General features: G+C 62.4%; 18 protein-coding genes. 12 read left to right on the top strand and 6 right to left on the bottom strand.

Annotation, left to right across the window (positions count from 1 at the left end; genetic code table 11):
* Nucleotides 1-4: 4 nt before the first annotated feature.
* Nucleotides 5-1,321 carry a surface lipoprotein assembly modifier gene (locus tag ACE3O2_RS10315; RefSeq protein ID WP_374337206.1) on the bottom strand — a complete coding sequence of 439 codons (1,317 nt, stop codon included), beginning with the start codon at nt 1,319-1,321 and terminating at the stop codon, nt 5-7.
* A 295-nt stretch (nt 1,322-1,616) separates the two neighbouring features.
* Here ACE3O2_RS10315 and hemE point away from each other — a divergent pair, with 295 nt between their 5' ends.
* The 9 genes from hemE (at nt 1,617) to ACE3O2_RS10270 (ending at nt 14,541) form a co-directional block, all read left to right on the top strand.
* Nucleotides 1,617-2,696: a uroporphyrinogen decarboxylase gene (hemE, locus tag ACE3O2_RS10310; protein ID WP_374337204.1), complete on the top strand. Its 1,080-nt coding sequence runs from the start codon at nt 1,617-1,619 to the stop codon at nt 2,694-2,696.
* Nucleotides 2,697-3,132: 436 nt separating this feature from the next.
* Nucleotides 3,133-5,301, top strand: coding sequence for a primosomal protein N' (locus ACE3O2_RS10305; RefSeq protein WP_374337202.1), 2,169 nt, complete (start codon nt 3,133-3,135; stop codon nt 5,299-5,301).
* 33 nt (nt 5,302-5,334) lie between these two features.
* Nucleotides 5,335-7,758 (top strand): CHASE2 domain-containing protein, encoded by a 2,424-nt coding sequence (locus ACE3O2_RS10300; protein WP_374337200.1) that lies wholly within the window; start codon nt 5,335-5,337, stop codon nt 7,756-7,758.
* Nucleotides 7,721-8,431 (top strand): response regulator transcription factor, encoded by a 711-nt coding sequence (locus ACE3O2_RS10295; RefSeq protein WP_374337198.1) that lies wholly within the window; start codon nt 7,721-7,723, stop codon nt 8,429-8,431. Before ACE3O2_RS10300 ends, ACE3O2_RS10295 begins: the two co-directional genes overlap by 38 nt.
* Nucleotides 8,424-10,067 carry a FecR domain-containing protein gene (locus tag ACE3O2_RS10290; protein WP_374337196.1) on the top strand — a complete coding sequence of 548 codons (1,644 nt, stop codon included), beginning with the start codon at nt 8,424-8,426 and terminating at the stop codon, nt 10,065-10,067. Before ACE3O2_RS10295 ends, ACE3O2_RS10290 begins: the two co-directional genes overlap by 8 nt.
* Nucleotides 10,068-10,129: 62 nt before the next feature.
* Nucleotides 10,130-11,560 (top strand): D-alanyl-D-alanine carboxypeptidase/D-alanyl-D-alanine-endopeptidase, encoded by a 1,431-nt coding sequence (gene dacB, locus ACE3O2_RS10285; protein ID WP_374337194.1) that lies wholly within the window; start codon nt 10,130-10,132, stop codon nt 11,558-11,560.
* An 85-nt stretch (nt 11,561-11,645) separates the two neighbouring features.
* Complete coding sequence (locus ACE3O2_RS10280; RefSeq protein WP_374337192.1) at nt 11,646-12,911, top strand: Hsp70 family protein; 1,266 nt, start codon at nt 11,646-11,648, stop codon at nt 12,909-12,911.
* A complete protein-coding gene (locus ACE3O2_RS10275) occupies nt 12,908-13,387 on the top strand; it encodes a hypothetical protein (RefSeq protein WP_374337190.1) in 480 nt (159 codons plus the stop codon). Before ACE3O2_RS10280 ends, ACE3O2_RS10275 begins: the two co-directional genes overlap by 4 nt.
* A 56-nt stretch (nt 13,388-13,443) precedes the next feature.
* On the top strand, nt 13,444-14,541 hold the full coding sequence (locus ACE3O2_RS10270) for a YHYH protein (protein ID WP_374337188.1): 1,098 nt from the start codon (nt 13,444-13,446) through the stop codon (nt 14,539-14,541).
* Between the two features lie 6 nt (nt 14,542-14,547).
* On the opposite strand, the gene murI is transcribed toward ACE3O2_RS10270, so the two are convergent.
* Nucleotides 14,548-15,342 carry a glutamate racemase gene (murI, locus tag ACE3O2_RS10265; protein WP_374337186.1) on the bottom strand — a complete coding sequence of 265 codons (795 nt, stop codon included), beginning with the start codon at nt 15,340-15,342 and terminating at the stop codon, nt 14,548-14,550.
* 452 nt (nt 15,343-15,794) lie between these two features.
* Between murI and ACE3O2_RS10260 the strand changes: the two genes are divergently transcribed.
* A complete protein-coding gene (locus ACE3O2_RS10260) occupies nt 15,795-15,935 on the top strand; it encodes a hypothetical protein (protein WP_168877958.1) in 141 nt (46 codons plus the stop codon).
* Between the two features lie 96 nt (nt 15,936-16,031).
* On the top strand, nt 16,032-18,044 hold the full coding sequence (gene fusA / locus ACE3O2_RS10255; RefSeq protein ID WP_374337184.1) for an elongation factor G: 2,013 nt from the start codon (nt 16,032-16,034) through the stop codon (nt 18,042-18,044).
* Between the two features lie 36 nt (nt 18,045-18,080).
* Here fusA and ACE3O2_RS10250 read toward each other — a convergent pair whose 3' ends face one another.
* The 3 genes from ACE3O2_RS10250 to ACE3O2_RS10240 form a co-directional block, all read right to left on the bottom strand.
* Nucleotides 18,081-18,548, bottom strand: coding sequence for a Dps family protein (locus ACE3O2_RS10250; RefSeq protein ID WP_168877956.1), 468 nt, complete (start codon nt 18,546-18,548; stop codon nt 18,081-18,083).
* 225 nt (nt 18,549-18,773) lie between these two features.
* On the bottom strand, nt 18,774-20,204 hold the full coding sequence (locus ACE3O2_RS10245; RefSeq protein WP_374337181.1) for a catalase: 1,431 nt from the start codon (nt 20,202-20,204) through the stop codon (nt 18,774-18,776).
* 230 nt (nt 20,205-20,434) lie between these two features.
* Complete coding sequence (locus ACE3O2_RS10240) at nt 20,435-21,037, bottom strand: FMN-dependent NADH-azoreductase (RefSeq protein ID WP_374337179.1); 603 nt, start codon at nt 21,035-21,037, stop codon at nt 20,435-20,437.
* 114 nt (nt 21,038-21,151) lie between these two features.
* On the opposite strand from ACE3O2_RS10240, the gene ACE3O2_RS10235 reads away from it, so the two are divergent.
* Complete coding sequence (locus ACE3O2_RS10235; protein WP_374337177.1) at nt 21,152-22,081, top strand: LysR family transcriptional regulator; 930 nt, start codon at nt 21,152-21,154, stop codon at nt 22,079-22,081.
* Here the strand turns inward: ACE3O2_RS10235 and ACE3O2_RS10230 are convergent.
* Complete coding sequence (locus ACE3O2_RS10230; RefSeq protein WP_374337175.1) at nt 22,071-22,943, bottom strand: LysR substrate-binding domain-containing protein; 873 nt, start codon at nt 22,941-22,943, stop codon at nt 22,071-22,073. The two genes, ACE3O2_RS10235 and ACE3O2_RS10230, sit on opposite strands and share 11 nt — an antisense overlap.
* Between the last annotated feature and the right edge of the window lie 6 nt (nt 22,944-22,949).

Here is a 22,949-nt window from a genome sequence, read left to right as displayed (position 1 = left end):
GCTATCACTCAAAGTCATAACGCACGGTCAGATCAGCCTGAGTGCGTCGATAATCGTGTATGCCGATGTTGGAGCGGCTACGTGTCCAGCTCAGCGAAGGGGTCAGGGTCAGGTTTTTGATCGGGGTATAGCTGAGGCCAATACGCAGGTCCAGCTGCCGGTCACGGCGGCTACTCTTGAACAGGCTTTCCTGTCCGCCGTAGCGGCGGCGCTCAAGGCTGCTCTGAATGAACAGCTTGAGGTCCGGGCGCAGATTCCACTCGCCGCCTAGCCGGAAGCCAAACAGTTTGTGCCCCAGCTGCGGGTAGTTGCCGTTCCGGACGGCTTCACGCCCCAGATAGACGCTGCTGTACATCATGCTGTCATCGTCCAGCTGTTCGGCGTAGGCCGCGCCCAGCACGCTGCGGTTGGCATCGCGCGCGGACTGGCCGGGGTAGTGCAGGCGGGCCAGCTGGGCATACAGGCCAATCTGGGCTTGCGCATCCAGCGCATGGATCCACTGGCCATTGATGCCCTTCAAGGTGCGATAGCTATTGTGGTCGACTTGCAAGGTTTGCCCCACCAGCCCCATGCTGTAGCTGTCGCTCGGACGTAGCCAGGTCAGGCCGGTCTGTGCAGTCAGGCCGTGAACGTCAAACGCATCCCAACGGTGATTCTCGCGCCATTGGGCATCCACGCTGCCGGTCCAGACCAGGTCATCATCAAGGTTATGACGGATATCAAACCCAGCACCCATGCTGACATAACGATCACGCTGAGCAAGGCTGTTATCTGACAGGTTGACTGTCAAACCGCCCAGCAACGGGATGGCGACCTTCTGAATGGTGGTCGCGCTGTTGACATTGCTGTCGCGACCGAGGCCCGCCTGCACATAGCCATGGATACGGGTTTTACCGGCTTCAGGGCCGTCTATGGCATTCAGGTACTGGTTGATGGTTGAGAGCGCTGCTTTGGGCGGGTTAGCATCCTTGACTGTCTGGAAGGCCTCACGAGCAGCAGCTTTCTCGCCCAGCATGAAGTGGGCGCGGGCGAGCTCCAGGCGAGCGGGCTGGTTGTCCGGCTGGGTATCGACCACCCGTTCCAGGGCAAACACGGCCTCCGTCGGGTTGCCGCTGTCGAGTGCGGCGATGCCGAGCAGATAGTCAAATTCGGGGTCGCCTGAAAGCTGTGGGGCCAGCGGCGCCAGCAATTTGAAGGCGGCTGCTGGCTGTTTCCGCGACAACATTTGTTGCGCAGAGGCCAAGGCCGGATGGCCAGCAGCAAACAGGGCCGATGAGGCCAGCAGACAGCTGGCGGCCAGCAAGGTACGGGTCAGGCGCATGTCCGGATGATCCTGTCGCGGATAGATCTGGCAAAGCCGCAGGCACGAGTGCACAGACCGCGGCAGTGGATATGTGAACAAGTATAGTCGACCGTTGAGTGTGCTGCACCAGACGCAGCGGTCTGGCAGCAAGGCCCCGGCCAAGGCTGTGGTGTACATGCTACGGTCCGGGCTTGATGCGGCCATAGTGCACAACACGGGGGCTGCCATGAGCGGCAAAGGCTTGATGCAGGTCGCCCTGGCAGCCAGTGGGGATCGGGTATAATGCACTTTTTGCTGACGACGGACCGCCACCATGACTGCTGTGCTTCAGAACGACCGTTTCCTGCGTGCCCTGCTGCGGCAGCCGGTGGATCAGACGCCGATGTGGCTGATGCGGCAGGCGGGGCGTTACCTGCCGGAATACTGTGCTACCCGCAAGCAGGCTGGCTCCTTTCTGCAGCTGTGTCAGAACCCGGCGCTGGCCACGGAAGTCACCCTGCAGCCGCTGGAGCGCTATGCGCTGGATGCCGCCATTCTGTTCTCGGATATTCTGACCGTGCCGGATGCCATGGGGCTGGGCCTGTACTTTGCCGAGGGCGAAGGTCCGCGGTTTGAACGCCCGCTGCGGGATGAGGCCGCCATCCGCCAGCTGCAGGCGCCCGATCCGGAGCTGGAACTGCGTTATGTAATGGACGCGGTGCGGGAGATTCGCAAGGCGCTGCAAGGCCGTGTACCGCTGATTGGCTTCTCGGGCAGCCCGTTCACGCTCGCGTGCTATATGGTTGAAGGCCGTGGTAGCAGTGATGGCTTCCCGGTGACCAAAACCATGCTGCATGACCGGCCAGACCTGTTTCACCATATCCTGCAGGTCACGGCCACTGCCGTGACCGCCTACCTGAACGCGCAAATTGCAGCCGGGGCACAGGCGGTGCAGCTGTTCGATACCTGGGGTGGTACCCTGACCAAGGCGGCCTATCAGGAATTTTCCTTGCACTACATGCAGCAGATCATATCGGGGCTCACGCGTGAAGCAGAGGGGCGCAAAGTCCCGGTGATTGTGTTTACCAAGGGCGGCGGGCAATGGCTGGAGATGATCGCCGATACCGGGTGTGACGCCGTGGGGCTGGACTGGACCACAGACCTCGGCGATGCTCGTCGCCGGGTGGGGGATCGCGTCGCACTGCAAGGCAATCTGGACCCGAGCACCCTGTTCGCACAACCGGCGGCCATTGAGCGTGAAGTCATGCGACTATTGGACAGCTACGGTCAGGGGAGCGGCCATGTGTTCAACTTGGGGCATGGTATTTCCCAGTTTACCCGCCCCGAGCATGTCACCGCGCTGGTGCAGGCGGTACAGCAGCATAGCCGCGCTTACCACCGTGCCGCAGTTTAAGCTGTCGTAAAATGGTCACAGCGCTGTTCTGAGTCGTCATGCGCCAGAGGGTAATGTCAACAGGTTTTTTTGCATTCACCCTCTTGCAAAGTGCGGCATTTTAAGTTCCACGACCAAAGTTATGCACAGTTTGCTCAGGTCATGCGGTGCAGCACACTGAAGCATGCAAAAGACATTCAGTGTTTTTGCAAGCTATTGATATATAAAGAAATTAATCTTTGCTTAAAGAATGTGCAACCTGTCGGTAACCTGCATGTTCTCGAAACTTGACCCGGCTGCCCCCGTATTTTCCACATAGTTATCCACAGAAGCTGTGGGTAAGGCAAAAATCGCTTTTGCGTAAAGGGTTTGCCGGTGTTTGTCACAACTTACTTTAACTTTCGCTGCCAAGTCCCTGACATGGGCAAAGGGTATGGATACCGGATCAGGAGCTTGCATGCAGATTGCCCGGGTGGCGCTGGATGTGCCGCTGCCGCAACTGTTTGATTATCGTGCGGAAGGATTGAACGAAGCCCACCTGGGCTGCCGCGTGCTGGTCCCTTTTGGGCGACGGCAGCGCGTGGCAATCCTCATGGCGCTGGATCAACACAGCGAGATAGATCCTGCCCGGCTGAAATCGGTGATGACCCTGCTGGATGAGGCGCCTTTGCTGGACTCGGGGTTGCTGCAGTTGCTGACCTTCTGCAGCCAGTATTACCAGTACCCGCTGGGCGCCACCCTGTTCACCGCCTTGCCGGGGCGCTTGCGGCAAACCGAAGCGCTGCGCGAGTTGATGCCACAACAGGTATGTCTGACGCCTGCCGGGCAGGCCGCTCTGGCCGCGCTGCCCGCACAAGCCCGCTTACAGCGGCAACTCTTTCAAGCACTCCAGCAGGGTGGCGACTGGCAGGTGCTGGCCAGCATGGGGGCAAGTGCTCCTGCATTGTTAAAGCACTGGCTCACGCAAGGCTGGCTGGAACCGGTCAGGGGCGTGGCCCCGGAGCTGTCACCGACTGACGGGCCTACCCTTTCCCCTGACCAAGGCCATGCCGTGGCGGCCTTGCGTGAGTTGGGGGCTGAGACCGCGCTCCTGTTCGGCATTACCGGCAGTGGCAAAACCGAAGTGTATCTGCAGCGGCTGGCCGAGGTGCTCGCAGCAGGCCAGCAGGGCCTGGTGCTGGTGCCGGAAATCAACCTGACGCCGCAACTGCTGCAGCGCTTCCGTCAGCGCTTCCCGACCGCACGCATCGCTTGCCTGCACAGTGAGGTCAGTGATGCAGAACGCGCCCGGGAATGGCTGGCCTGCCAGGCCGGTGAGCGGGACCTGATTCTGGGCACACGCCTGGCGGTGTTCACGCCCTTGCCCCGGCTGGGGCTGATTGTGGTGGATGAAGAGCACGACGCGTCCTACAAGCAGCAGGAAGGCTTGCGCTACTCGGCGCGGGATGTGGCGGTCATGCGCGGACGGCAGGCCGGTGTGCAGGTGCTGCTGGGCTCGGCCACGCCTTCGCTGGAAAGCTGGCATAACGCCCAGCAAGCACGTTATCGCTTGCTCTCGCTGGGACAGCGCGCCGTAGCGGGGGCGCAATTGCCGGAAGTGGTGCTGCTGGACACCCGACGGGCACCGCTGCGCGATGGCCTGTCCGAAGCCTTGCTACGGGTGCTGCGGCAACAATTGCAGCGTGGCGAGCAGAGCTTGTTATTCCTCAATCGGCGCGGTTACGCCCCCGTATTGTTCTGTGATGCCTGCGGCTGGCAGGCCTCCTGCCGCCGTTGCAGTGCGCGCCTGGTCTGGCATCGAGGCGAGCGGCGTCTGGTGTGTCACCATTGCGGGTGGGGTCAGGCGGTGCCGCAGCACTGCCCGGATTGCGGCAATCAAGACCTGAAGCCGGTGGGCAGTGGCACCCAGCGGTTGGAAGCGGCGCTGGCTGAGGCCCTGCCCGATGCGCGCCTGCTGCGGGTGGACCGCGACAGCATGCGGCGTAAAGGCAGCTGGCAAGCGGCGCAGCAACAGATTGTGGCGGGCGAAGCCGACATTCTGATTGGTACTCAGATGCTGGCCAAAGGGCATGACTTCCCCAATCTGACACTGGTGGCGGTGGTGGGCGCAGATGGCAGCCTGTACAGTGCGGACTTTCGCGCCAGTGAGCGGCTGTTTGCGCAATTGGTGCAGGTGGCGGGTCGGGCGGGTCGGGCGGACAAGCCGGGCCGTGTGCTGGTGCAGACGGCTTTCCCGGATCATCCGCTGTATGTGGCGCTGACACAGCATGATTACCCGGCGTTTGCCACACAGTTGCTGGCAGAACGGGCGCAATGCCTGTTCCCGCCGCTGGCATATCAGGCTATCCTGCGGGCTGAGGCGCGTACGCTCGAGCAGGCCTTGCAGTGGCTGCAGCAGGCACGACAGTTGATGCTGCCCGAGCAGGCGGCCGATACGGTCGAAGTGTTTGAACCGGTTCCGGCGCTGATGCTGCGGGTGAATGGCCGGGAGCGTGCACAGCTGATGCTGCAATCCACCACACGCGCCGCGCTGCAACAGCGGCTGCGCGCTGTGACGCCACAACTGTATGGCTTGCCCACCCCGGGCGTGAGCTGGACACTGGAGGTTGATCCGCTTGATGTCTGATATTCCTGTATGCCGTCTGGTGGAAGCCGTCGCATGATACGGCTGTGGCCCCGCTGGGGCGGTCACCGCGCGGGCTGGTCCTTGTTGCTGCGGGAATGGTTGCTCAGCCTGCTGCTGATGGGGGGGCTGGTCGGCTGGCTGGGCTGGCAGAATGGGCTGGGGCGGCTGGACCAGACCCTGTATGACGGCTTGTTGCCCCAGTTGCAACGCTCGGCGCGGCCCGACATCACCCTGGTGACACTCGACGACGCCAGCATTCATGTGCTGGGTCGTTGGCCGTGGCGCCGTGCCGTACTGGCTGCCTTGCTGTCGCGAACCGCACAGGCCAAGGTGGTGGGGCTGGATGTGATCTTGTCTGAGCCAGACCTGAACCAGCCGCTCGACGATGTCTTGCTGGCAGAGGCAATGCGGCAGCATGGCAGGGTGATCCTGCCGGTGGTACTGAGCCAGCGCGGCGGTCAACTGGAACTGCTGGAGCCGATTCCGCTGCTGCAACGCGCTGCAGCAGGCCAAGGTCACATTCACCTGGAGCTGGACCCGGATGGTCTGGCGCGCAGCGTGTACCTGCAGGAAGGTTTTGCCAACCGGACCTATCCGCACCTCACACTGGCCATGCTGCAATGGGCAGGTCACAAGCCTGACCGCATACCGGGCATGCGCCGTCCGGCAGGGGGGGCAGCCCCCGGGGTCTGGCAGCGAGACTACTGGATGCAGGTGCCGTTTGCAGGCCCGGTCGGGCATTTCCGGCAAGTGTCGGCGCTGGATGTGTTGCAGGGCCGGGTCGATCCGGCCTCGTTTCGTGACCAGTATGTGCTGATCGGCGCGTCGGCTGTGGGGCTGGGGGATGCCTATCCCACCCCGGTATCGGGTACGTCCCGGGCCATGCCAGGCGTGGAAGTGATGGCCAATGTGCTGGACAGCCTGCTCGGCGGGCAGCGACTGGAGCGGGTGACGCCGCTGTGGTCCATGCTGTTTGCCTTGCTGCCCCTGCTGCTGGCCTATGTGGCCTTTCTCAGCCTGTCGCCACGCTGGATCCTGTTGACCACGGTGGCACTGGCACTGGCAGTGCTGCTGGCGACAGTGTGGTTGATGCGGGCGGGTTGGTGGCTACCGCCTTCCGCTGCCTTGATTGGGCTGGGCATCGCCTATCCGGCATGGAGCTGGCGAAGGCTGGAAGCCGCCCTGCGCTATCTGGGCGAGGCGTTTGAGCGTTTGCGCGACGAGCCGCAGCCGTTTGGTCTGGTCGATGCCGCGCCTGAACAGCTGACCACGGTTCTGGACCAGCGCATCATGCTGGTGCGGCAAGCCATGGAGCGTGCGGCAGACTGGCGACGACTGGTGTTCGATGGTTTGAACAGTTTGCCGGATGCCACCTTGATTACGGATGCGGCAGGCACCATCCTGCTGGCGAATCAGGCGGCGGCACGCCGCTTTGAAGCTGCGCTGACCGAGCCGCTGCCGGGGCGGCATCTGGCCCACCTGCTGTTGCCGTTGCAGCCGCAGGAGGCCAGCAATATCCTGGCCTGGCTGGATTTGCTGGACCCCGGCAAGATTGCCGAAGTGGCCGATGGCATTGAAGTCGGGGCGGGTGATGGCAGCCGCTTGCTGGTCAAGTGCGCGCCGTTCTTCAATGCGCGACGTGAGCTCAATGGCTGGATTGTCAATCTGGTCGATATCTCCAGTCTGCGACAAGCTGAGCGGGGCCGCGATGATGCCTTGCGCTTCCTGTCGCACGACATGCGCTCGCCGCAGGCCTCTATCCTGGCCCTGATCGAATTGCAGCGCAGCCCGGGGCGTGCACTGCCGCAGGAGGAATTCCTGCAGCGGCTGGCCCAGTACGCCGGCCGGGCTCTGGGTCTGGCCGAGAACTTTGTACAGCTGGCTCGCGCTGAGGCGCAGCAGTATCATTTTGCAGAAGAGAACCTGTCCGAGCTGTTACTGGATGCCCTCGATGAGCTTTGGGTCAATGCGCAGGAGAAAGGGGTGACCCTGGTCCAGCCCGATACCCACCCCGAAGCCCCTGTGCTGGCCGACCGGGTGTTGTTGACGCGGGTCTTGATTAACCTGCTGTCCAACGCCATCAAGTACAGCCCGGCCGGTACCTCGGTATTCAGCCAGATCCACTATGAGGGAGGCTGGTGGTGGTGCAGTATCCGTGACCAGGGTTATGGCATTCCGCCTGAGCGGCAGACCGAGCTGTTCCAGCGTTTCAAGCGTTTTCGTACCTCTGGTCAGCCGGAGGAAGAGGGGGTGGGGCTGGGTCTGGCATTTGTCAAGACCGTTCTCGACCGGCATGGTGGTATCATTGAAGTAGACAGCACGATAGGTCAGGGTACAACGTTCCGGTTTGCCCTGCTGTCGGCGGCGGGTGCTGACGCAGGTGAAACAGCAATCGCACCGCCAGCGGTGCAGACTGAGCATGCAAGGATGGATGATGCGGATAGCAGTACTGGATGACGACGCCAGTCTTGGAGACTACGTCAGTCAGGTGTTGGGGGAAGCCGGGCACAGTTGCCATACCTATCAGGAAGGCCGCCGGCTGGTCAACGAACTGCGCCGGGAAAGCTTTGACCTGCTGATTCTGGATTGGGAAGTGCCGGATATGTCGGGGCTGGAAGTGCTGACCTGGGTACGCAGCTCCATCCAGGACCCGTTGCCGGTGCTGTTCCTCACCTGCCGCAGCGAGGAAACCGACATTGTGGCCGGGCTGGCTGCCGGGGCCGATGATTACATGGTCAAGCCGATGCGGCGAGCCGAACTGATGGCACGGGTGTTTGCCCTTCTGCGGCGCGCTTACCCGCAGCAGCAAGGGGTGCAGCAGCTCACCGTCGAGCCGTTCGAGTTCGACTCGACAGCCAAGACCATCGTGCGGGATGGGGTGACGCTGGAAGTGACGCACAAGGAATTTGACCTGGCCTTCCTGCTGTTCCGTAACCTGGGGCGTTTGCTGTCGCGCAGCCATATCCAGGAAGCCGTGTGGGGGCATGACCATGATCTGCCCTCGCGCACCATGGATACCCATATTTCCCGGGTTCGCAGCAAGCTGCAGTTGCGCCCTGAGCACGGATTCCGGCTGACGCCGGTATACAGTTTCGGCTATCGACTGGAGCAGGTGGGTGCGGATGTTTGAGGGGTGGTACCGGGCCTTGCCCGTCTTGATGCTGGGCGCCAGCCTGACTGTGGTTGCGGCAGGCTTGCCGACGCCGTCGCCGGATGACCTGCAGTATCAGGTCAAGCCGGGCGACTCGGTCTATTCGGTCAGCCACCAGTTGCTGGACCGGCCTGAGCGCTGGGCGGATGTGCAGCGCTACAACCGGGTGCACTTGCCGACCCATCTGCAACCCGGCACCATCCTGAGCATTCCGCTGATCTGGCTGAAACCGCAACCGGCAACCGGAACGGTGCTGTATGCCCGTGGCGCCACCGTCAATGGGCAGGTGGTCACGGCCAACAGCAAGGTCAATGAGGGCGATGCACTGCTGACCCAGCCGGATGGCACGCTTGCCTTGCGTTTGCCGGATGGCAGTATTGTCCAGCTACAGGGCAGCAGTCGTGCACGCTTGGAGCAACTGCGCCTGGCACCGGGTGGGCGGGGTGATAACCGCGTACAGCTGCAGCAAGGCCGGATCGAGGCGCATGCCAACCCGGACAAGCGCACAGGCAGTCGTTTTGACGTCAATACCCCGCTCGTCGCCGCCGGGGTTCGTGGCACCCGCTTCCGGGTGGCGTTTGATGAGGCCCAGCAGCACAGCCAGAGCGAAGTCACAGAAGGGCGAGTGGAGCTGCAAGGGCAGTCAGGCCGTTCGACCCAGCAACTGACGGCAGGACAAGGCAGCTGGGCTGATGCGCAAGGCAAGGTTGCGGTGCCGATCAGCTTGCCATCCGCCCCGGACCTGAGTCAGCTGCCACCCCTGCACGAGCGGGTGCAGTTCCGGCTGGAGTGGCCTGCGGTGAGTGCCGCACAAGCTTATCGGGTGCGCGTGGCGCGGGATGAGGGGCTGAACCAGGTGCTGTTGTCCCTGTCGGCTACGCAGCCGCAAACCCGGATCAGCGGGCTGGAAGATGGCCAGTACGTTTTGGCCATCCGCGCTGTGGATGCGCATGGGCTGGAAGGCCCGGACCAGCTGCACCCGTTCACGCTGGCCGCACGGCCGGAAGCGCCGCTGCCTTCCGAACCCCGCACGGGCAGCAAGGTGGTAACGGGCGCTGTGGCGTTCCGCTGGGCCGAGCCGGAAGGGGTGTTGCGCTACCGCTGGCAGCTGGCAAGTGATGCCCGCTTTCAGAGCGTGCAACAGGATCGGCAGGTGTCGCAGCCGCAGCTGCAGTCGGAGCTGACACCGGGCCAATACTACTGGCGGATGGCGACCGTGGTGCGGCAAGCGGATGGCAGCGAGAAGCAAGGTCCGTATGGCGATGTGCAGCAGCTGACGGTGCGACCGCTGCAGCTGATCCCCTTGCAGCCCAAGGAGCGCAACGAACGCCTGTATTTCAGCTGGCCAGGAGAACCGGAGCAGCATTACCGGGTCCAACTGTCCGAGTACAAAGACTTCCGGCAGATCAAGCTGGAACAGATGGTGGCCAAGCCTGAGCTGGACCTTGCGCGGCCCGATGCCGGTGAGTGGTTCCTGCGGGTGCAGGCGATCGATCCGGATGGCTTTACCACGCCGTACTCACCTCCGCAGCGGTTTACCGTGGCCCGACGTCTGGTGACCAGTGATGGTACCCCCGTCACCAGTGGCAACGGCCAGCCGATCACTGCCCAGTAAAAATTCAACATTATGTTTGCCGAGGCCAGATCACGCGATCTGGCTTCTGTATTGGGGAAGTCATGCGTTCGTGGATTGCATTGTGCCTGTTACCCTTGACGGTACTGGCCGCAGAAGGAGAGCTGCCTGCAGAAGTTCAGCAGGCCATGAAGGCGGCCAAGCTGCCTGCCGACGGTCTGGCCGTCTATGTGATGCCGGTACAGGGTGGCGCGCCCTTGTACCAGTATCGGGAGCAGGTTGCCGTCAACCCGGCCTCCACCATGAAGCTGGTGACCACCTTTGCCGGGCTGGAACTGCTGGGGCCGACCTATAGCTGGCGTACCGAGCTGTACGGGCAAGGGCGGCAGGAGGGCGAGCGCTGGGTGGGCGACCTCTACCTGAGAGGCTATGGTGACCCCAAACTGACCCAGGAAAGCCTGTGGTTGCTGGTGCGGCAGCTACGCCTGCGCGGCATTCGTGAGATCAGCGGCGAGCTGCGGCTGGATCGCCGCTACTTCCCGCCGCAGCAGGAAGACGATGGGCAATTTGACGGCGCGGCAGATCGGCCCTACAACGTGGTGCCCGACCCCTTGCTGGTCAATTTCAAGACCTTGCGTGTACGGCTGTACGGCAGTGCCGACGGGGTACGCCTGCTGCCAGAGCCCGCGCTGCCGCGCCTGCAACTGGTCAACAAGCTGAGGGTGGGGGGCGGTGATTGCACCACCTGGCGCAACAAACTGAAAGTCGACAGCAAGACGGCGGCCAATGGTGAAACCCAGATGACCTTCAGTGGCGAGTTCCCCGCCAGCTGTCAGGACGCCACCTATAGTGTCGCGCTGGGTAATCATGCCGACTTCATCGCCGCCAGTGTGCGCGACACCTGGCGTGAGCTGGGCGGGCGCTGGAGCAAGCTGGATGCCCAGCTGTCGCTTGGCAGCGTGCCAGACGGTGCGGTCCCGGCAGAGGCAACCCTGCTGGCCAGCCAGGGATCGCCGGTACTGCGTGAAGTGATTCACGACATCAACAAATTCTCCAACAACCTGATGGCGCGCCAGCTGTTTCTCACCCTGGGGGTGGAGTCCGGGCAGGCGGGCGACCCCCTGCAAGCGGCCCGCGAGCGCATCCAGCAGTGGCTGCGCAGCAAATCCCTGCAGTTCGGTGAGCTGGTGATGGAAAATGGCTCCGGGCTTTCCCGCATCGAGCGTATCAGTACCCAGCATATGGCGCAGCTGCTGCGCGCGGTGTGGCAATCGCCGTATATGCCGGAACTGATTTCCTCCCTGCCGATTGCCGGGGTGGACGGTACCATCCGCAAGCGCTTTGCCGAAGATTCGGTCGCCACCTCGGCGCACATGAAAACCGGCACCTTGCAGGATGTGCGGGCCTTGTCCGGGTTCGTGCGTGCGCGCTCCGGGCAATGGTGGATCGTAGTGGCGGTGTCGCATCACAAACTCTCCGAGCGGGCCGCGCCGGTGCTGGACGCGCTGGTGAGCGAGGTGTACGAAAACCACTGATCCTGTGGACCATTTGTCAGGTAAGGACTTGTTCTGACAGGGGAAATCTGCCAGACTGCGCGACCCTTGATGCAGGAGTGGCAAGATGACGTCGGTGTGCGGTCTGGATTTCGGAACCTCCAATTCCACAGCGGGATGGGTGGTCGACGCACAGCCACGGCTGCTGGCGCTGGAGGACGACAAATTCACCCTGCCTAGCGCAGTCTTCTTCAATGCAGAAAACCAGCAGGTGAGCTTTGGCCGCGCGGCGCTGGCCGAGTACCTTTCCGGTGAAGAAGGCCGTCTGATGCGCTCGCTGAAAAGCCTGCTGGGCAGCAGCCTGCTCGATGGCCATACCGAAGTGCTGGGCCGCAAGATTCCGTTCCGCGACCTGCTGCGTTTCTTCATCCAGGAGCTGAAGCGGCGAGCAGAGCAGGCCGCCGGGCGCAGCTTTGAGCGTGCGGTGCTGGGTCGCCCGGTGTTCTTTGTGGACGAAGACCCGCAGGCAGACCAACTGGCGGAAGATACCTTGCGTCAGACCGCGCTGGACTGCGGCTTTCGCGAAGTCAGTTTTCAGTACGAGCCCATCGCCGCCGCGTTCGACTATGAACAGCAGGTGACGCGAGAGGAACTGGTGCTGATCGTCGATATCGGCGGCGGTACCTCCGACTTCTCGCTGATCCGTGTTTCCCCGCAGCGCCGCCATCTGGATGAGCGGCGGGACGATATCCTCGCCAATGCCGGGGTGCATATCGGTGGTACCGATTTCGACCGTCGCCTGAGCCTGGCGGCGGTGATGCCCCTGCTGGGCTACCGCAGCAAGCTGCGCCATCGTGATGCAGAAGTGCCGTCCAGTTATTACTTCAATCTGGCGACCTGGCATACCATCAACCAGGCCTATACCCGCAAGGTGTGGGCAGAACTGCAGGATGTGAAGCGCGATGTGGCGGAACCGGGACGTTTCGCCCGCTTGCTGCAGCTGGTGGAACAACGCGCCGGACACGCGCTGGCCATTGCGGTGGAGCAGGCCAAGATCGAGCTCTCCAGTCAGCCTGAAACGGTATTGGAGCTGGACCAGTTATCGCCCCCGCTGCAGCATGTGCTGAGTGGGCAACAACTGGCGGATGCCATCGACGCAGACTTGAAACGCATCACGCAAACCGTCACCGGCTTGCTACAGCAAGCCGGTGTGCGTGCCGAGCAGGTCGATACCGTATTCTTTACCGGTGGGGCCAGTGGCGTCAGCTCGCTGCGCCAGCAGGTACAGCGCCTGTTGCCGGGGTCGCGACCGGTGGAAGGTGACCTGTTTGGCAGCATCGGTGCCGGCCTGGCGCTGGCGGCACACCGCCGCTATGGCGGCATGAACGCATGAGTCGCCACTCCAAAACCAGCATCTATACCCATTTGTACTTCCACCTGGGGCCGGACCGCGCCACCATCGACGCGCAAGGCATACCACACCGGGTGGTGCTGGATGATTGGAGCTATACCTTCTTCGAGCGCTACTTCGACCGCGCCCAACTGGATGAAGCAGACGATGCCTTTCTGGATCAGGGCGGCGAGACCTGCCTCTCCGGCTATCAGCTATACCGGTTACAGGTAGAGCTGCAGGAGGCGCTGCTGGACCTGTCGGCGCGACCGGACGAATTCAAGGTCCTGTTTGGCTGGCGTGGCCGTGAACGTACGCTGGAGACTGAGGTCCATTACACCCTTCGGCGCGACGAACTGCTGGAAGAAACCCGGCAACTGCTTGATCTGCTGCAGGAGGCCATCGACCAGCAGCAGTCGGTGATGGCGCTCAGCAGCGAATTGTACTGGGTTGCTGCCGCGCCTGACCCGCAGGACTGAGCAGTACGCAGACCGCTGGCCTACACTGCAAGCAACGGGGCTGGATGGGGTATACCATGCGTAGCATGCTGATCGTGTTGACTCTGGGGTTGACGGCCGTTCACGCTGCGCCTGACCCGCATCATCTGCCACTGGGCGATGGCAAGATCAGCAGCCAGCCTCAGCGTGGCTATGTCTACGTCTGCAACAGCCGCTTCGATGGTGGCGGTGCCCAAGTGAAGGGCGACTGGATTCAGGGTGCCTTCTGGGACGAGACCCGCAAGCTGAGCGTGCAAGGGCAGGTCAGCTGGCCGGATGCACGCTTCAGCATCAGCCTGAGTGCGGACAGCCGCTTGCTACAAGGCAATGGCCTGCCATTGGGACATGTAACCGGGGTGTTTCCGGTGGCACGGAGCGACCCGGCCTACGCGGTGGACCGTAACCCCAACCGCATCAGCAGCCATACCGTGCAGATTCGCCTGCCGCGCCAGCCGCTGCGGGCAGCACAACCCAGTTGTGTGCCGATGGGCATGATCGGCGTGGCGCTGAGTGGTGTAGCCATTTATAATGCGCTGGACGCCGGGGGGCGTGATGCGGTGGCACATGAGGTGCAGGACCGCTGCAATGGACATCCGCAACGGGAAGGGGAGTACCACTACCACGGTCCTTCACCCTGTCTGGAAGGGGCCAATGAGCGTGGCAAGCTGCTGGGCTACGCGCTGGACGGGTTTGGCATCTACAGCAGCGTTGACGAGTCCGGTCGCGAACTGGGCAATGCGGACCTGGACGAATGTCATGGCCGGACCGCACCGGTGTGGTGGGAGGGGCTGCGGGTCATGCTCTACCATTATGTGCTGACCCGCGAATACCCCTACACCATGGGCTGTTTCCGGGGCACGCCGGTGCGGGTCGCCAGCCGCTCCGGCAATGGGGAAAATGGCGCACCTGGCATGCCGGGCAATGCGCCTGCCGGTGGGCAGGGGGGTGCGCAGCGACAAGGTCAGGAAGGTTACGCCGGGGGAGGGCGGGTTCCCCCGCCGGAAGCACAGGTCGCGTGTCAGGGGCAAGCAGAGGGGAGCGGTTGCCGCTTCGTCACTCCGCGTGGCGACGTCTTGCACGGGCAATGTCGTCAGATGCCGGGTAATGTGGTGGCCTGCGTGCCAGCCAGTCGTTAAGGACCGTCAACCGGGCAAGGGCTGTACGCTGACCTCTGCCCCCCACAGCAATCGGGTGATTCGCTCGGCTTCGGGTCCGGCAGCGCTGCTGAAGAAATGGTCTTGTGGTGTGGTGTTGGTTGTGTTGAGCAGACCCAATTCCGTCAGCCGGCGTTGCAGCTGGCGGGCCACTGCGCTGCCAGTGTCGATCAAAGCCACGTCCGGACCGGCCAGCCCACGGATCAGGGGGGCCACGAAGGGATAGTGGGTACAGCCGAGCACGATGGTATCCACCCCGGCCGCCAGCAGGGGGGCCATATAGCGCTGCAGCAGGGTGCGGGTATCGTCCGCCTGCAAGGCACCCTGTTCAATCAGTTCTACCAAGCCGTGGCAAGGCTGGGTCACCACGGTAACCCCGCTGCCAAAGCGGGCCAGCAGCGCCGCAAACTGAGCGCTTTTCAGCGTACCCTCGGTCGCCAGTACCCCAATCACCTGATTGCGGCTTTGTGTCACAGCGGGTTTGACGGCGGGTTCCATCGCCACGATCGGCACATCCGGATGCTGCTCACGCAGCCAGGCCGCCGCCGCAGCTGTGGCGGTATTGCAGGCGATCACCAGTGCCTTGCAGCCTTGCGCCAACAGAAAGCGGGTAATGTGTTCACTGCGCTGGATGATGTAATCCGGCGATTTGCTGCCATAAGGCACATGCGCCGAGTCCGCCACATAGCACAGCGACTCCTGTGGCAGGGTGGCCCGCACATGCCGTAAGACCGACAGGCCACCCAGGCCGGAATCGAATACGCCGATCGCTGCGTCAGTCATCCTGCTTGCCTGTCCGTAGGGTTGATTGCATTTGCTGATTATATCGTGACATGCCCGCTGTGCAGACAGTAACAGCGGCTGCCCAAGACATGCAGAACAGGGCAGCATGGTCAGGGGTGTATGACAGCCACCACATGATGCTGACCACGCTTGACCCACCGCGTTCCAATATATCGGGGAGCGTGTGAATAAACCCTCTCTTGATATGTTGTGTGCTACCTGTTACAGTGCCAGCATTCCAGATTTGAACAGGGATGTTTCCCGATGTCGCAACCACAGTCTTTTGAGCTGAGCAGCCGCGCCCGCATGGGTGTGCAGCTGTACTTGTTGCGCGTATAGCCTTCCAGGCCAGGCTTGGGAGGCGCAAGCCTGCCGGGCCATCGTCCCAGACCCCGGCAGGAGCACCCCGCCGGGGTTTTTGTTTTCTGGGGCTGACACGGAAAGTATTGATCATGCGTACCTACGACAAACTGATTGCCACGATTTACCTCGGCCAAGGACGCGGCGGCTTGCGCGCGTCCTTTGGTCCGGTGCGGGCGGATGTGTCGTTTGCGCAGCCATCCCGTCGTCAGATCACGCAAGCCATGCACTAGCCGCAGCATTCCTGCGGCTTTTGCCCGCAGGGTCACGCGCAACCCCCCTGCTGGGCAACCCCCACAGGGGGTTTTTGCTGGTAGTGAGAAATCAACATGGAAAACAGAAAACTTCGCAACATTGGCATCATTGCACACGTCGACGCAGGCAAGACCACCACCACAGAACGGGTGCTGTATTACACCGGCGCGCGTCACCGGCTGGGTGAGGTACATGATGGCGCTGCGGCTATGGACTTTGACCCGCAAGAGCGGGCGCGAGGCATCACCATCAACAGTGCGGCCACCACGGTGCATTGGCGGGAACATCAGATCAACCTGATCGACACCCCGGGGCATATTGACTTCAATATCGAAGTCAACCGCTCGCTGCGGGTGCTGGACGGTGCGGTGGTGGTGTTCGACGGCGTGGCCGGGGTGGAGCCTCAGACCGAGACCAACTGGCGTCTGGCCGATCGTTACCGGGTACCCCGGCTGGCCTTCGTCAACAAGCTGGATCGGGTGGGTGCGGACTTCCACCGGGTGGTCGGCATGATTCGTGAGCGGCTGGGGGTGGAGGCACTGGTGACCCAGTTGCCCATTGGCCAAGAAGACCAGTTCATCGGTCTGGTGGACCTGCTGAGCCGTGAATCCTGGCTGTGGCCTGACGACAAAGCAGGCCCGGCGCAGCGTTTGCCGGTGGCGGAAGAGATGCAGGCAGAAGTGGAGCAGCACCGTGCCCTGCTGGTGGAAGCACTGGTGGGTCATGATGATGCGCTGCTGGAAGCCTGGCTGGCGGGGGAAACCCTGCCGCTGGCGTCGCTGCGTTGGGTCTTGCGGCAGGTCACGCTGCAAGGCAAGGCGGTGCCGGTACTGCTGGGTTCCGCATTCCGCAACCGGGGCATCGAGCCGCTGCTGGATGCAGTGGTGGACTATCTGCCTGCGCCAGAGGATGTACAGCGCGAGCTGGAAGCATCGGTCACCGGGCCGTTTGCAGCACTGGCGTTCAAGGTGACGCACGATGACCACGGTACCCTGACCTGGCTGCGGGTATACCGGGGCCAGCTGGAAGCAGGCTCGACGCTGCTCAATGTCAACCGGCAGCGCCGCGAGCGTGTTTCGCGGGTGTATGAAATGCACGCCAGCGAGCGGGTGGAACGGCCTCGCCTGCAAGCGGGCGACATTGTGGCGGTGACCGGTCTCAAGGACACCGTGACCGGTGAAACGCTGACCGCGCTGGACCAGCCGCTGCTGCTGGAGCAGATTGAAGCGCCAGAACCGGTGCTGGATGTGGCGGTAGAACCGCGCAGCCGGGCCGATCAGCAGAATCTGCTCAAGGGCTTGCAGGTGCTGGTGCAGGAAGACCCGAGCCTGCGCTTGCGCACCGATCCGGAATCCGGGCAGTTATTGCTGTCCGGCATGGGTGAGCTGCAACTGGAGGTCACGCTGGAAAAACTGCGTAGCCGCTTCCGGGTGGAGGTGAATACCGGTCAGCCCCGTGTGGCGTATCGGGAAACCCCTACGCAAGGGGTGGTGCAGCGGCAGGTGTTCCGCAAGCAGACCGGTGGCCCAGGCCAGTTTGCCGAGGTGCAGCTGCAGCTGGAACCCTTGCCTCGCGGTGAAGGGCTGCAGTTTGAAAGCCGTATTACCGGCGGCGCCATTCCACGGGAGTTCATCCCCGGGGTGGAGCAGGGGTTCCGCCAGGCCGCGCAAGCGGGGGTGCTGGCGGGCTACCCGGTGGTGGATTGCAAGGTCGTTTTGCTGGATGGCAGCTACCATGAGCGCGACTCATCGGTGCAGGCCTTCGAGCAGGTGGCAGCGCAAGCCTTCCGGGCGGCGATGCTGCAGGCGAAGCCGGTATTGCTGGAGCCGGCCATGACGGTGGAAGTGGTCACCCCGCTGGCGTACGTCGGCGATTGTATTGGTGATCTCAACCGCCGCCGTGGGCAGGTGCGTCAGCAGGAACCGCAAGGGACGGGCATGGTGATCGTGGCGCAGGTGCCGCTGCGGGAAATGTTTGGCTATATCGGCCAGCTGCGCGCCCTGACCTCCGGGCGTGCCAGCTTCAGCATGCAGTTTGACCAGCTGGAGCCGGTACCCGTCCAGGTACAAGCCAGCTTGCTGGCATGAAGCAGAAGGGGCAGACCGCAAGGTCTGCCCCTTTTTTCAATCCAGCATGCTGCGCAGCATCCAGGCGGTTTTCTCATGCAGCTGCATGCGCTGGGTCAGCAAGTCGGCGGTGGCTTCGTCGTTCACTTCATCTACCAGCGGGAACAGGCTGCGGGCGGTACGTACCACCGCTTCCTGCCCTTTCAGCAGGATGGCCAGCATCTCCTGCGCCTTGGGCACGCCTTCGACCTCGGCAATCGAGGTCAGCCGGGCAAAGGACTGGTAGGTGCCCGGTGCGGGGAAGCCCAGCGAGCGGATACGCTCGGCAATCAGGTCTACCGCCAGTGCCAGTTCGTTGTACTGCGTCTCGAACATCAGATGCAGGGTATTGAACATTGGCCCGGTCACGTTCCAGTGGAAGTTATGGGTTTGCAGGTAGAGGGTGTAGGTGTCAGCCAGCAGGCGGGACAAGCCCTCGGCAATCTGTTGCCGGTTGGTTTCAGGAATCCCCAAGTTGATCTCCATGATGCGTCCTTTCTGCAGAGTAATGACTGCATTGTGGATGCTGGGCCGGATTTTGTGAAATGGTTAATTCTTTAGCCTGTCATAGTTTATGGCTATGGCCTGGGCAGATCGGACAGCAGTTGCCACCAGCCGCTGACCAGGATCAGCAAACCCAGGGTATGTCGCACGTTCAGCTGCATGATGGCCTCCGCGAGAAAAGGCGGGCCGCCGGGCCCGCCGGGGTGATCAACTTTGCAAGGCAGCCGCCACACCGGCCGCATAGGTCGGGTCTGCTTTGGCAAAATGCGCCAGCATGCGCTGCTGGATCTCCACAGGTACAGGGCGCATCGAGCGGGCGATACTGCCAAACAAGCGGGCCTGCTGGCCAGCATCCATCAGGCGGAACAGGGCACCGGGCTGGCTGTAGTAGTCGTCATCCACCCGGTGATCCCAATGCCCTGCGCTGCCGAACAGGTCCAGATTAGGCTCAGCCTGTTGCGGCTGGTCCTGCAGGGCGCCGGGCAGGCTGCTCGGCTGGTAGTTTGGACCGCTTGGGGCCGCCAGTCGCATGCCGCCATCGCGGTGTACGCTGTGGAAGGGGCAACGTGGTGCGTTCACCGGGATCTGGTGGTGGTTGACCCCCAAGCGGTAGCGCTGGGTGTCGCCGTAGGAGAACAGGCGGCCCTGCAGCATGCGGTCTGGCGAGAAGCCAACGCCGGGTACCACATTGGCCGGGGTAAAGGCGGCCTGCTCGACTTCAGCAAAATAATCCTGCGGATTGCGGTTGAGTTCGAGGATGCCGACCTCCATCAGCGGGTAGTCCGCGTGTGGCCACACCTTGGTCAGGTCGAACGGGTTGATGCGGTATTGTTGCGCCTCGGCTTCCGGCATCACCTGGACCATGAACTTCCAGCGCGGGAAGTTGCCCGCTTCGATGGCGGCAAACAGATCACGCTGGGCGCTTTCGCGGTCAGAACCGACCACGTCTGCGCCTTCTGCGTCGGTATAGAAGCTGTGCCCCTGCATCGACTTGAAGTGGAATTTCACCCAGAAGCGTTCATTGCGGGCATTGATGAAGCTGTAGGTATGGCTGCCATAGCCATTGAGCTGGCGGTAGTTGCGTGGCAGGCCACGGTCGCTCATCAGAATGGTCAGCTGGTGCAGGCTTTCCGGATGCTGTGACCAGAAATCCCAGGCAGCAACCGGGTTACGCAGGTTGGTTTGCGGGTCCCGTTTCTGGGTATGGATGAAATCCGGGAATTTCAGCGGATCGCGCAGGAAGAACACCGGCGTGTTGTTACCCACCACATCCCAGTTGCCTTCTTCGGTGTAGAACTTGAGGGCAAAGCCGCGTACATCGCGTTCGGCGTCGGCGGCTCCGCGTTCCCCGGCCACAGTTGAGAAGCGCAGGAACAGCGGCGTCTGTTTGCCCACCCGGCTGAAAACGGCGGCCTTGCTCCAGGCCGTGATGTCCTGGGTGATGGTCAAGGTGCCATAGGCACCGGAGCCCTTGGCATGGACCACACGCTCCGGAATGCGTTCGCGATCGAAGTGGGCCAGTTTCTCCAGCAACCAGACATCCTGCAGCAGCACGGGGCCACGCGGACCGGCACTCAGGCTGTTCTGGTTGTTGATCACGGGGGCGCCAGCAGCGCTGTGCATGATGGGCTTGGACATGGTTTGCTCTCCTCAGGGTCAATGGGCAACTGCGGCCAGAATGGCCAGAATGTGTTCCCGCAGGGTGGTTTGCGTGTTCATGGTGTGCTCCTGCGACGTGTTGGATCGGAGTATGGCGGGAGACGGTAAATTGGTAAAATTGATTGTTTAAAACAATTTAATTTTAAAAAACTATCGATTGAAGCAAAAACAGCCACCCGAAGGTGGCTGTTGCGGCGCGACGGGGCGGATCAGGCTGCGACGGCGGCAATGTCCTGCTGCGCGGCTTGCAGCGCCTGCTGGCGGAGGCTGTCCCCCATGTTGACGCCTTCAGCGCGGATGATCTGCACATCGCTCAGGCCCAGGAACTGGAACACCGTCTTCAGATAGGCTTCCTGATGGTCCATGGCGTTGGCGCTGCCATACAGGCCGCCCCGGCTGGACACGATATAGACCGTTTTGCCGCTGAGCAGGCCGACCGGACCGGTTTCGGTGTACTTGAAGGTGGTACCTGCTACCGAGATGCGGTCAATCCAGGCCTTCAACTGGCTGGGGATGGAGAAGTTGTACATCGGGGCGCCAACGACGATGGCATCGGCAGCCAGAAACTCGGCAAGGATGGCCTTGGCGGTTGCCACATCCTGCCGCAGGGTCTGGCTCCATTCTGACGGGTCTTGCTGGGCGGCACCCAGTTCGCTGTAAGACAAGTGGCTGGGGGCGTTCTGCGCCAGATCACGATAGGTGAGGGTGGCATTCGGGTTTTGTTGTTGCAGCTGGCTGACCAACTTGGCGGTCAGCTGGCGTGACACCGAGTGGGCCATCAGCGGGCTGGAATCGAGATGCAGGATGTTCATGGAAAGCTCCGATAAGTCGTGTTGAAGTGAGCCCATTATCATTGGTGTGGCATGTGGTGATAAGCCTGCATTTTTCGGATATATTGTCCTGTATATGGAACAATGGTGCCAAATATGACCGCTCCGACTTTGCCGCAGCCTAACCCTGACTGGAATGACCTGTTTTTCTTCAGCCAGGTGGTTCAGCACGGTGGCTTTGCGGCCGCCAGCCGGGTACTCGGGGTGCCCAAATCCCGCTTGTCGCGCCGGATTGCCCTGCTGGAGCAGGCGCTGGGGGTACGATTGCTGCAGCGGAGTACGCGGCGACTGGCACTGACGGATATCGGTCACCAATACCTGCAGCACTGCTTGAGCATGCGCCTTGCCGCGGATGCGGCGCAGGAAACCGTGCAACGGGTGCATTCCATCCCGCGTGGCCGGGTACGCTTCAGTTGCCCGATCGCCATTGCGCAAGGGCTGCTGCTGCACACCCTGCCGGAGTTCATGCTGCGCTACCCTGAGGTCAGCGTTGAGGTGGAGGTCACCAGTCGGCGAGTGGATCTGATTGAAGACGGCTTTGATTTCGCCTTGCGGGTGCGGCAGGAGTCTGATGAGGACGCTGGGGTTGTCGTCAGGCGGCTATCCCGCTCGCAGCCAGTGATGGTGGCCAGCCTGGCCTGGCTGGCACACGCCGGCTGGCCACAGCAGCCGCAGGATCTGCTGGGCAAGCCTACCGTCAGCCTGCGCCCGCATGATGGTCGCTTCCAGCTGCGCTTCAGTCATCCGGATGGGCAGCAGGTGCTGGTGCCGCACCAGCCCCGGCTGGTGTGCGACGACATGCAGTTGCTCAAGTCTGCCATCCTGAGCGGAGTCGGTGCGGGCTGGTTGCCTGCCTACTTGTGCGGCAAGGAACTAGCGACCGGTGACTTGCAGCTGCTGCTGCCGGACTGGCAGCTGCCCAGTGGATTTTTCCACCTGGCCTACGCCAGCCGTCGCGGCCTGACGCCTGCGGTACGGGCATTGATCGACTTCCTGGTGGATACGCTGGAGGCAGTCAGCCTGTAGGTTGCTGTGCCTCCGCCAGCAGCCAGGCTTTGACCGTGCGTGCTGCGGTGGAGAGCTGCTGCGGTCGATGTACCACGTGGTAGCCGTGGTTGAGTGGCAGGCGACAGGGGAAGGGTTCGATCAGGCGGCCACTGGCCAGCTCATCGGCCACCAGCACCGGGCTGATCATCAGCATGCCTTGGCCTTGGCCTCGGCTGCAGGCTTCTATGGCAATCACGCCCTGATCGACGTGGATCTGCGGTATGGCCTGCACGTGTTGGGGTGTCAGGGTACTGAAGCGGTCAAACCATGCTGCCCAGTAGGGCTGCAGCGGGGTGGCATAGAGCGTGGCACGGCTGAGGTCATCGACCTGCCGTAGCGACAGCTGTTGCTGATAGCTTGGGCTGCAGAAAACGCGCACTTCGTCCGGGCAGAGTAACTGGCTTTCCAGCCCCTCGTCCTCACCGGTGAAGTAGCGGATGGCCAGATCAAAGCCTTCCTGTACCAGATCCATGGGCTGGATCGAGGTGTGCAGGTGCAAGCGTATGTGTGGGTGTTGCCGGGCCAGGTGCTCCAAGCGGGGGGCCAGCCAGCGGGAGGCAAAGCTGGGCGGCAAGGTCATGCGCACCGTATCGGTATGGGGTGACGCCTGATGCAGTGCCTGCAGTTGCTGCAAGATGGGTTGCAACTGCTGCCAGTAGGTTTGGGCCGCAGCTGTGGCCCATATCTGACGGGTGCTGCGCTGAAACAAGGGGTAACCCAGCATGGCTTCGAGCTTCTGGATCTGTTGCCCGATGGCCCCGGCGCTGACATGCAGTTCTGCCGCGGCAAGCGTGAAGCTGCCGCTGCGCATGACCGCAGCAAAGGCTTGCAGGGCTTTCATGGAGGG

It is taken from the genome of Leeia sp. (assembly GCF_041909055.1).
Lineage (GTDB): Bacteria > Pseudomonadota > Gammaproteobacteria > Burkholderiales > Leeiaceae > Leeia > Leeia aquatica.
Note: the sequence above shows the minus strand (reverse complement) of the source record. Positions and strands in the feature narration are given on the sequence as shown.

Excerpts from the sequence above, each read along its gene's own strand:
- ACE3O2_RS10280 (WP_374337192.1), top strand. The coding sequence starts at position 11,646 with ATGACGTCGGTGTGCGGTCTGGATTTCGGAACCTCCAATTCCACAGCG.
- ACE3O2_RS10250 (WP_168877956.1), bottom strand. The coding sequence starts at position 18,548 with ATGGAGATCAACTTGGGGATTCCTGAAACCAACCGGCAACAGATTGCC.
- ACE3O2_RS10260 (WP_168877958.1), top strand. The coding sequence starts at position 15,795 with ATGCGTACCTACGACAAACTGATTGCCACGATTTACCTCGGCCAAGGA.
- ACE3O2_RS10300 (WP_374337200.1), top strand. The coding sequence starts at position 5,335 with ATGATACGGCTGTGGCCCCGCTGGGGCGGTCACCGCGCGGGCTGGTCC.
- ACE3O2_RS10270 (WP_374337188.1), top strand. The coding sequence starts at position 13,444 with ATGCGTAGCATGCTGATCGTGTTGACTCTGGGGTTGACGGCCGTTCAC.
- ACE3O2_RS10290 (WP_374337196.1), top strand. The coding sequence starts at position 8,424 with ATGTTTGAGGGGTGGTACCGGGCCTTGCCCGTCTTGATGCTGGGCGCC.
- ACE3O2_RS10315 (WP_374337206.1), bottom strand. The coding sequence starts at position 1,321 with ATGCGCCTGACCCGTACCTTGCTGGCCGCCAGCTGTCTGCTGGCCTCA.
- fusA (WP_374337184.1), top strand. The coding sequence starts at position 16,032 with ATGGAAAACAGAAAACTTCGCAACATTGGCATCATTGCACACGTCGAC.
- ACE3O2_RS10305 (WP_374337202.1), top strand. The coding sequence starts at position 3,133 with ATGCAGATTGCCCGGGTGGCGCTGGATGTGCCGCTGCCGCAACTGTTT.
- hemE (WP_374337204.1), top strand. The coding sequence starts at position 1,617 with ATGACTGCTGTGCTTCAGAACGACCGTTTCCTGCGTGCCCTGCTGCGG.
- ACE3O2_RS10235 (WP_374337177.1), top strand. The coding sequence starts at position 21,152 with ATGACCGCTCCGACTTTGCCGCAGCCTAACCCTGACTGGAATGACCTG.
- ACE3O2_RS10240 (WP_374337179.1), bottom strand. The coding sequence starts at position 21,037 with ATGAACATCCTGCATCTCGATTCCAGCCCGCTGATGGCCCACTCGGTG.
- ACE3O2_RS10230 (WP_374337175.1), bottom strand. The coding sequence starts at position 22,943 with ATGAAAGCCCTGCAAGCCTTTGCTGCGGTCATGCGCAGCGGCAGCTTC.
- murI (WP_374337186.1), bottom strand. The coding sequence starts at position 15,342 with ATGACTGACGCAGCGATCGGCGTATTCGATTCCGGCCTGGGTGGCCTG.
- ACE3O2_RS10245 (WP_374337181.1), bottom strand. The coding sequence starts at position 20,204 with ATGTCCAAGCCCATCATGCACAGCGCTGCTGGCGCCCCCGTGATCAAC.
- ACE3O2_RS10275 (WP_374337190.1), top strand. The coding sequence starts at position 12,908 with ATGAGTCGCCACTCCAAAACCAGCATCTATACCCATTTGTACTTCCAC.
- ACE3O2_RS10295 (WP_374337198.1), top strand. The coding sequence starts at position 7,721 with ATGCAAGGATGGATGATGCGGATAGCAGTACTGGATGACGACGCCAGT.
- dacB (WP_374337194.1), top strand. The coding sequence starts at position 10,130 with ATGCGTTCGTGGATTGCATTGTGCCTGTTACCCTTGACGGTACTGGCC.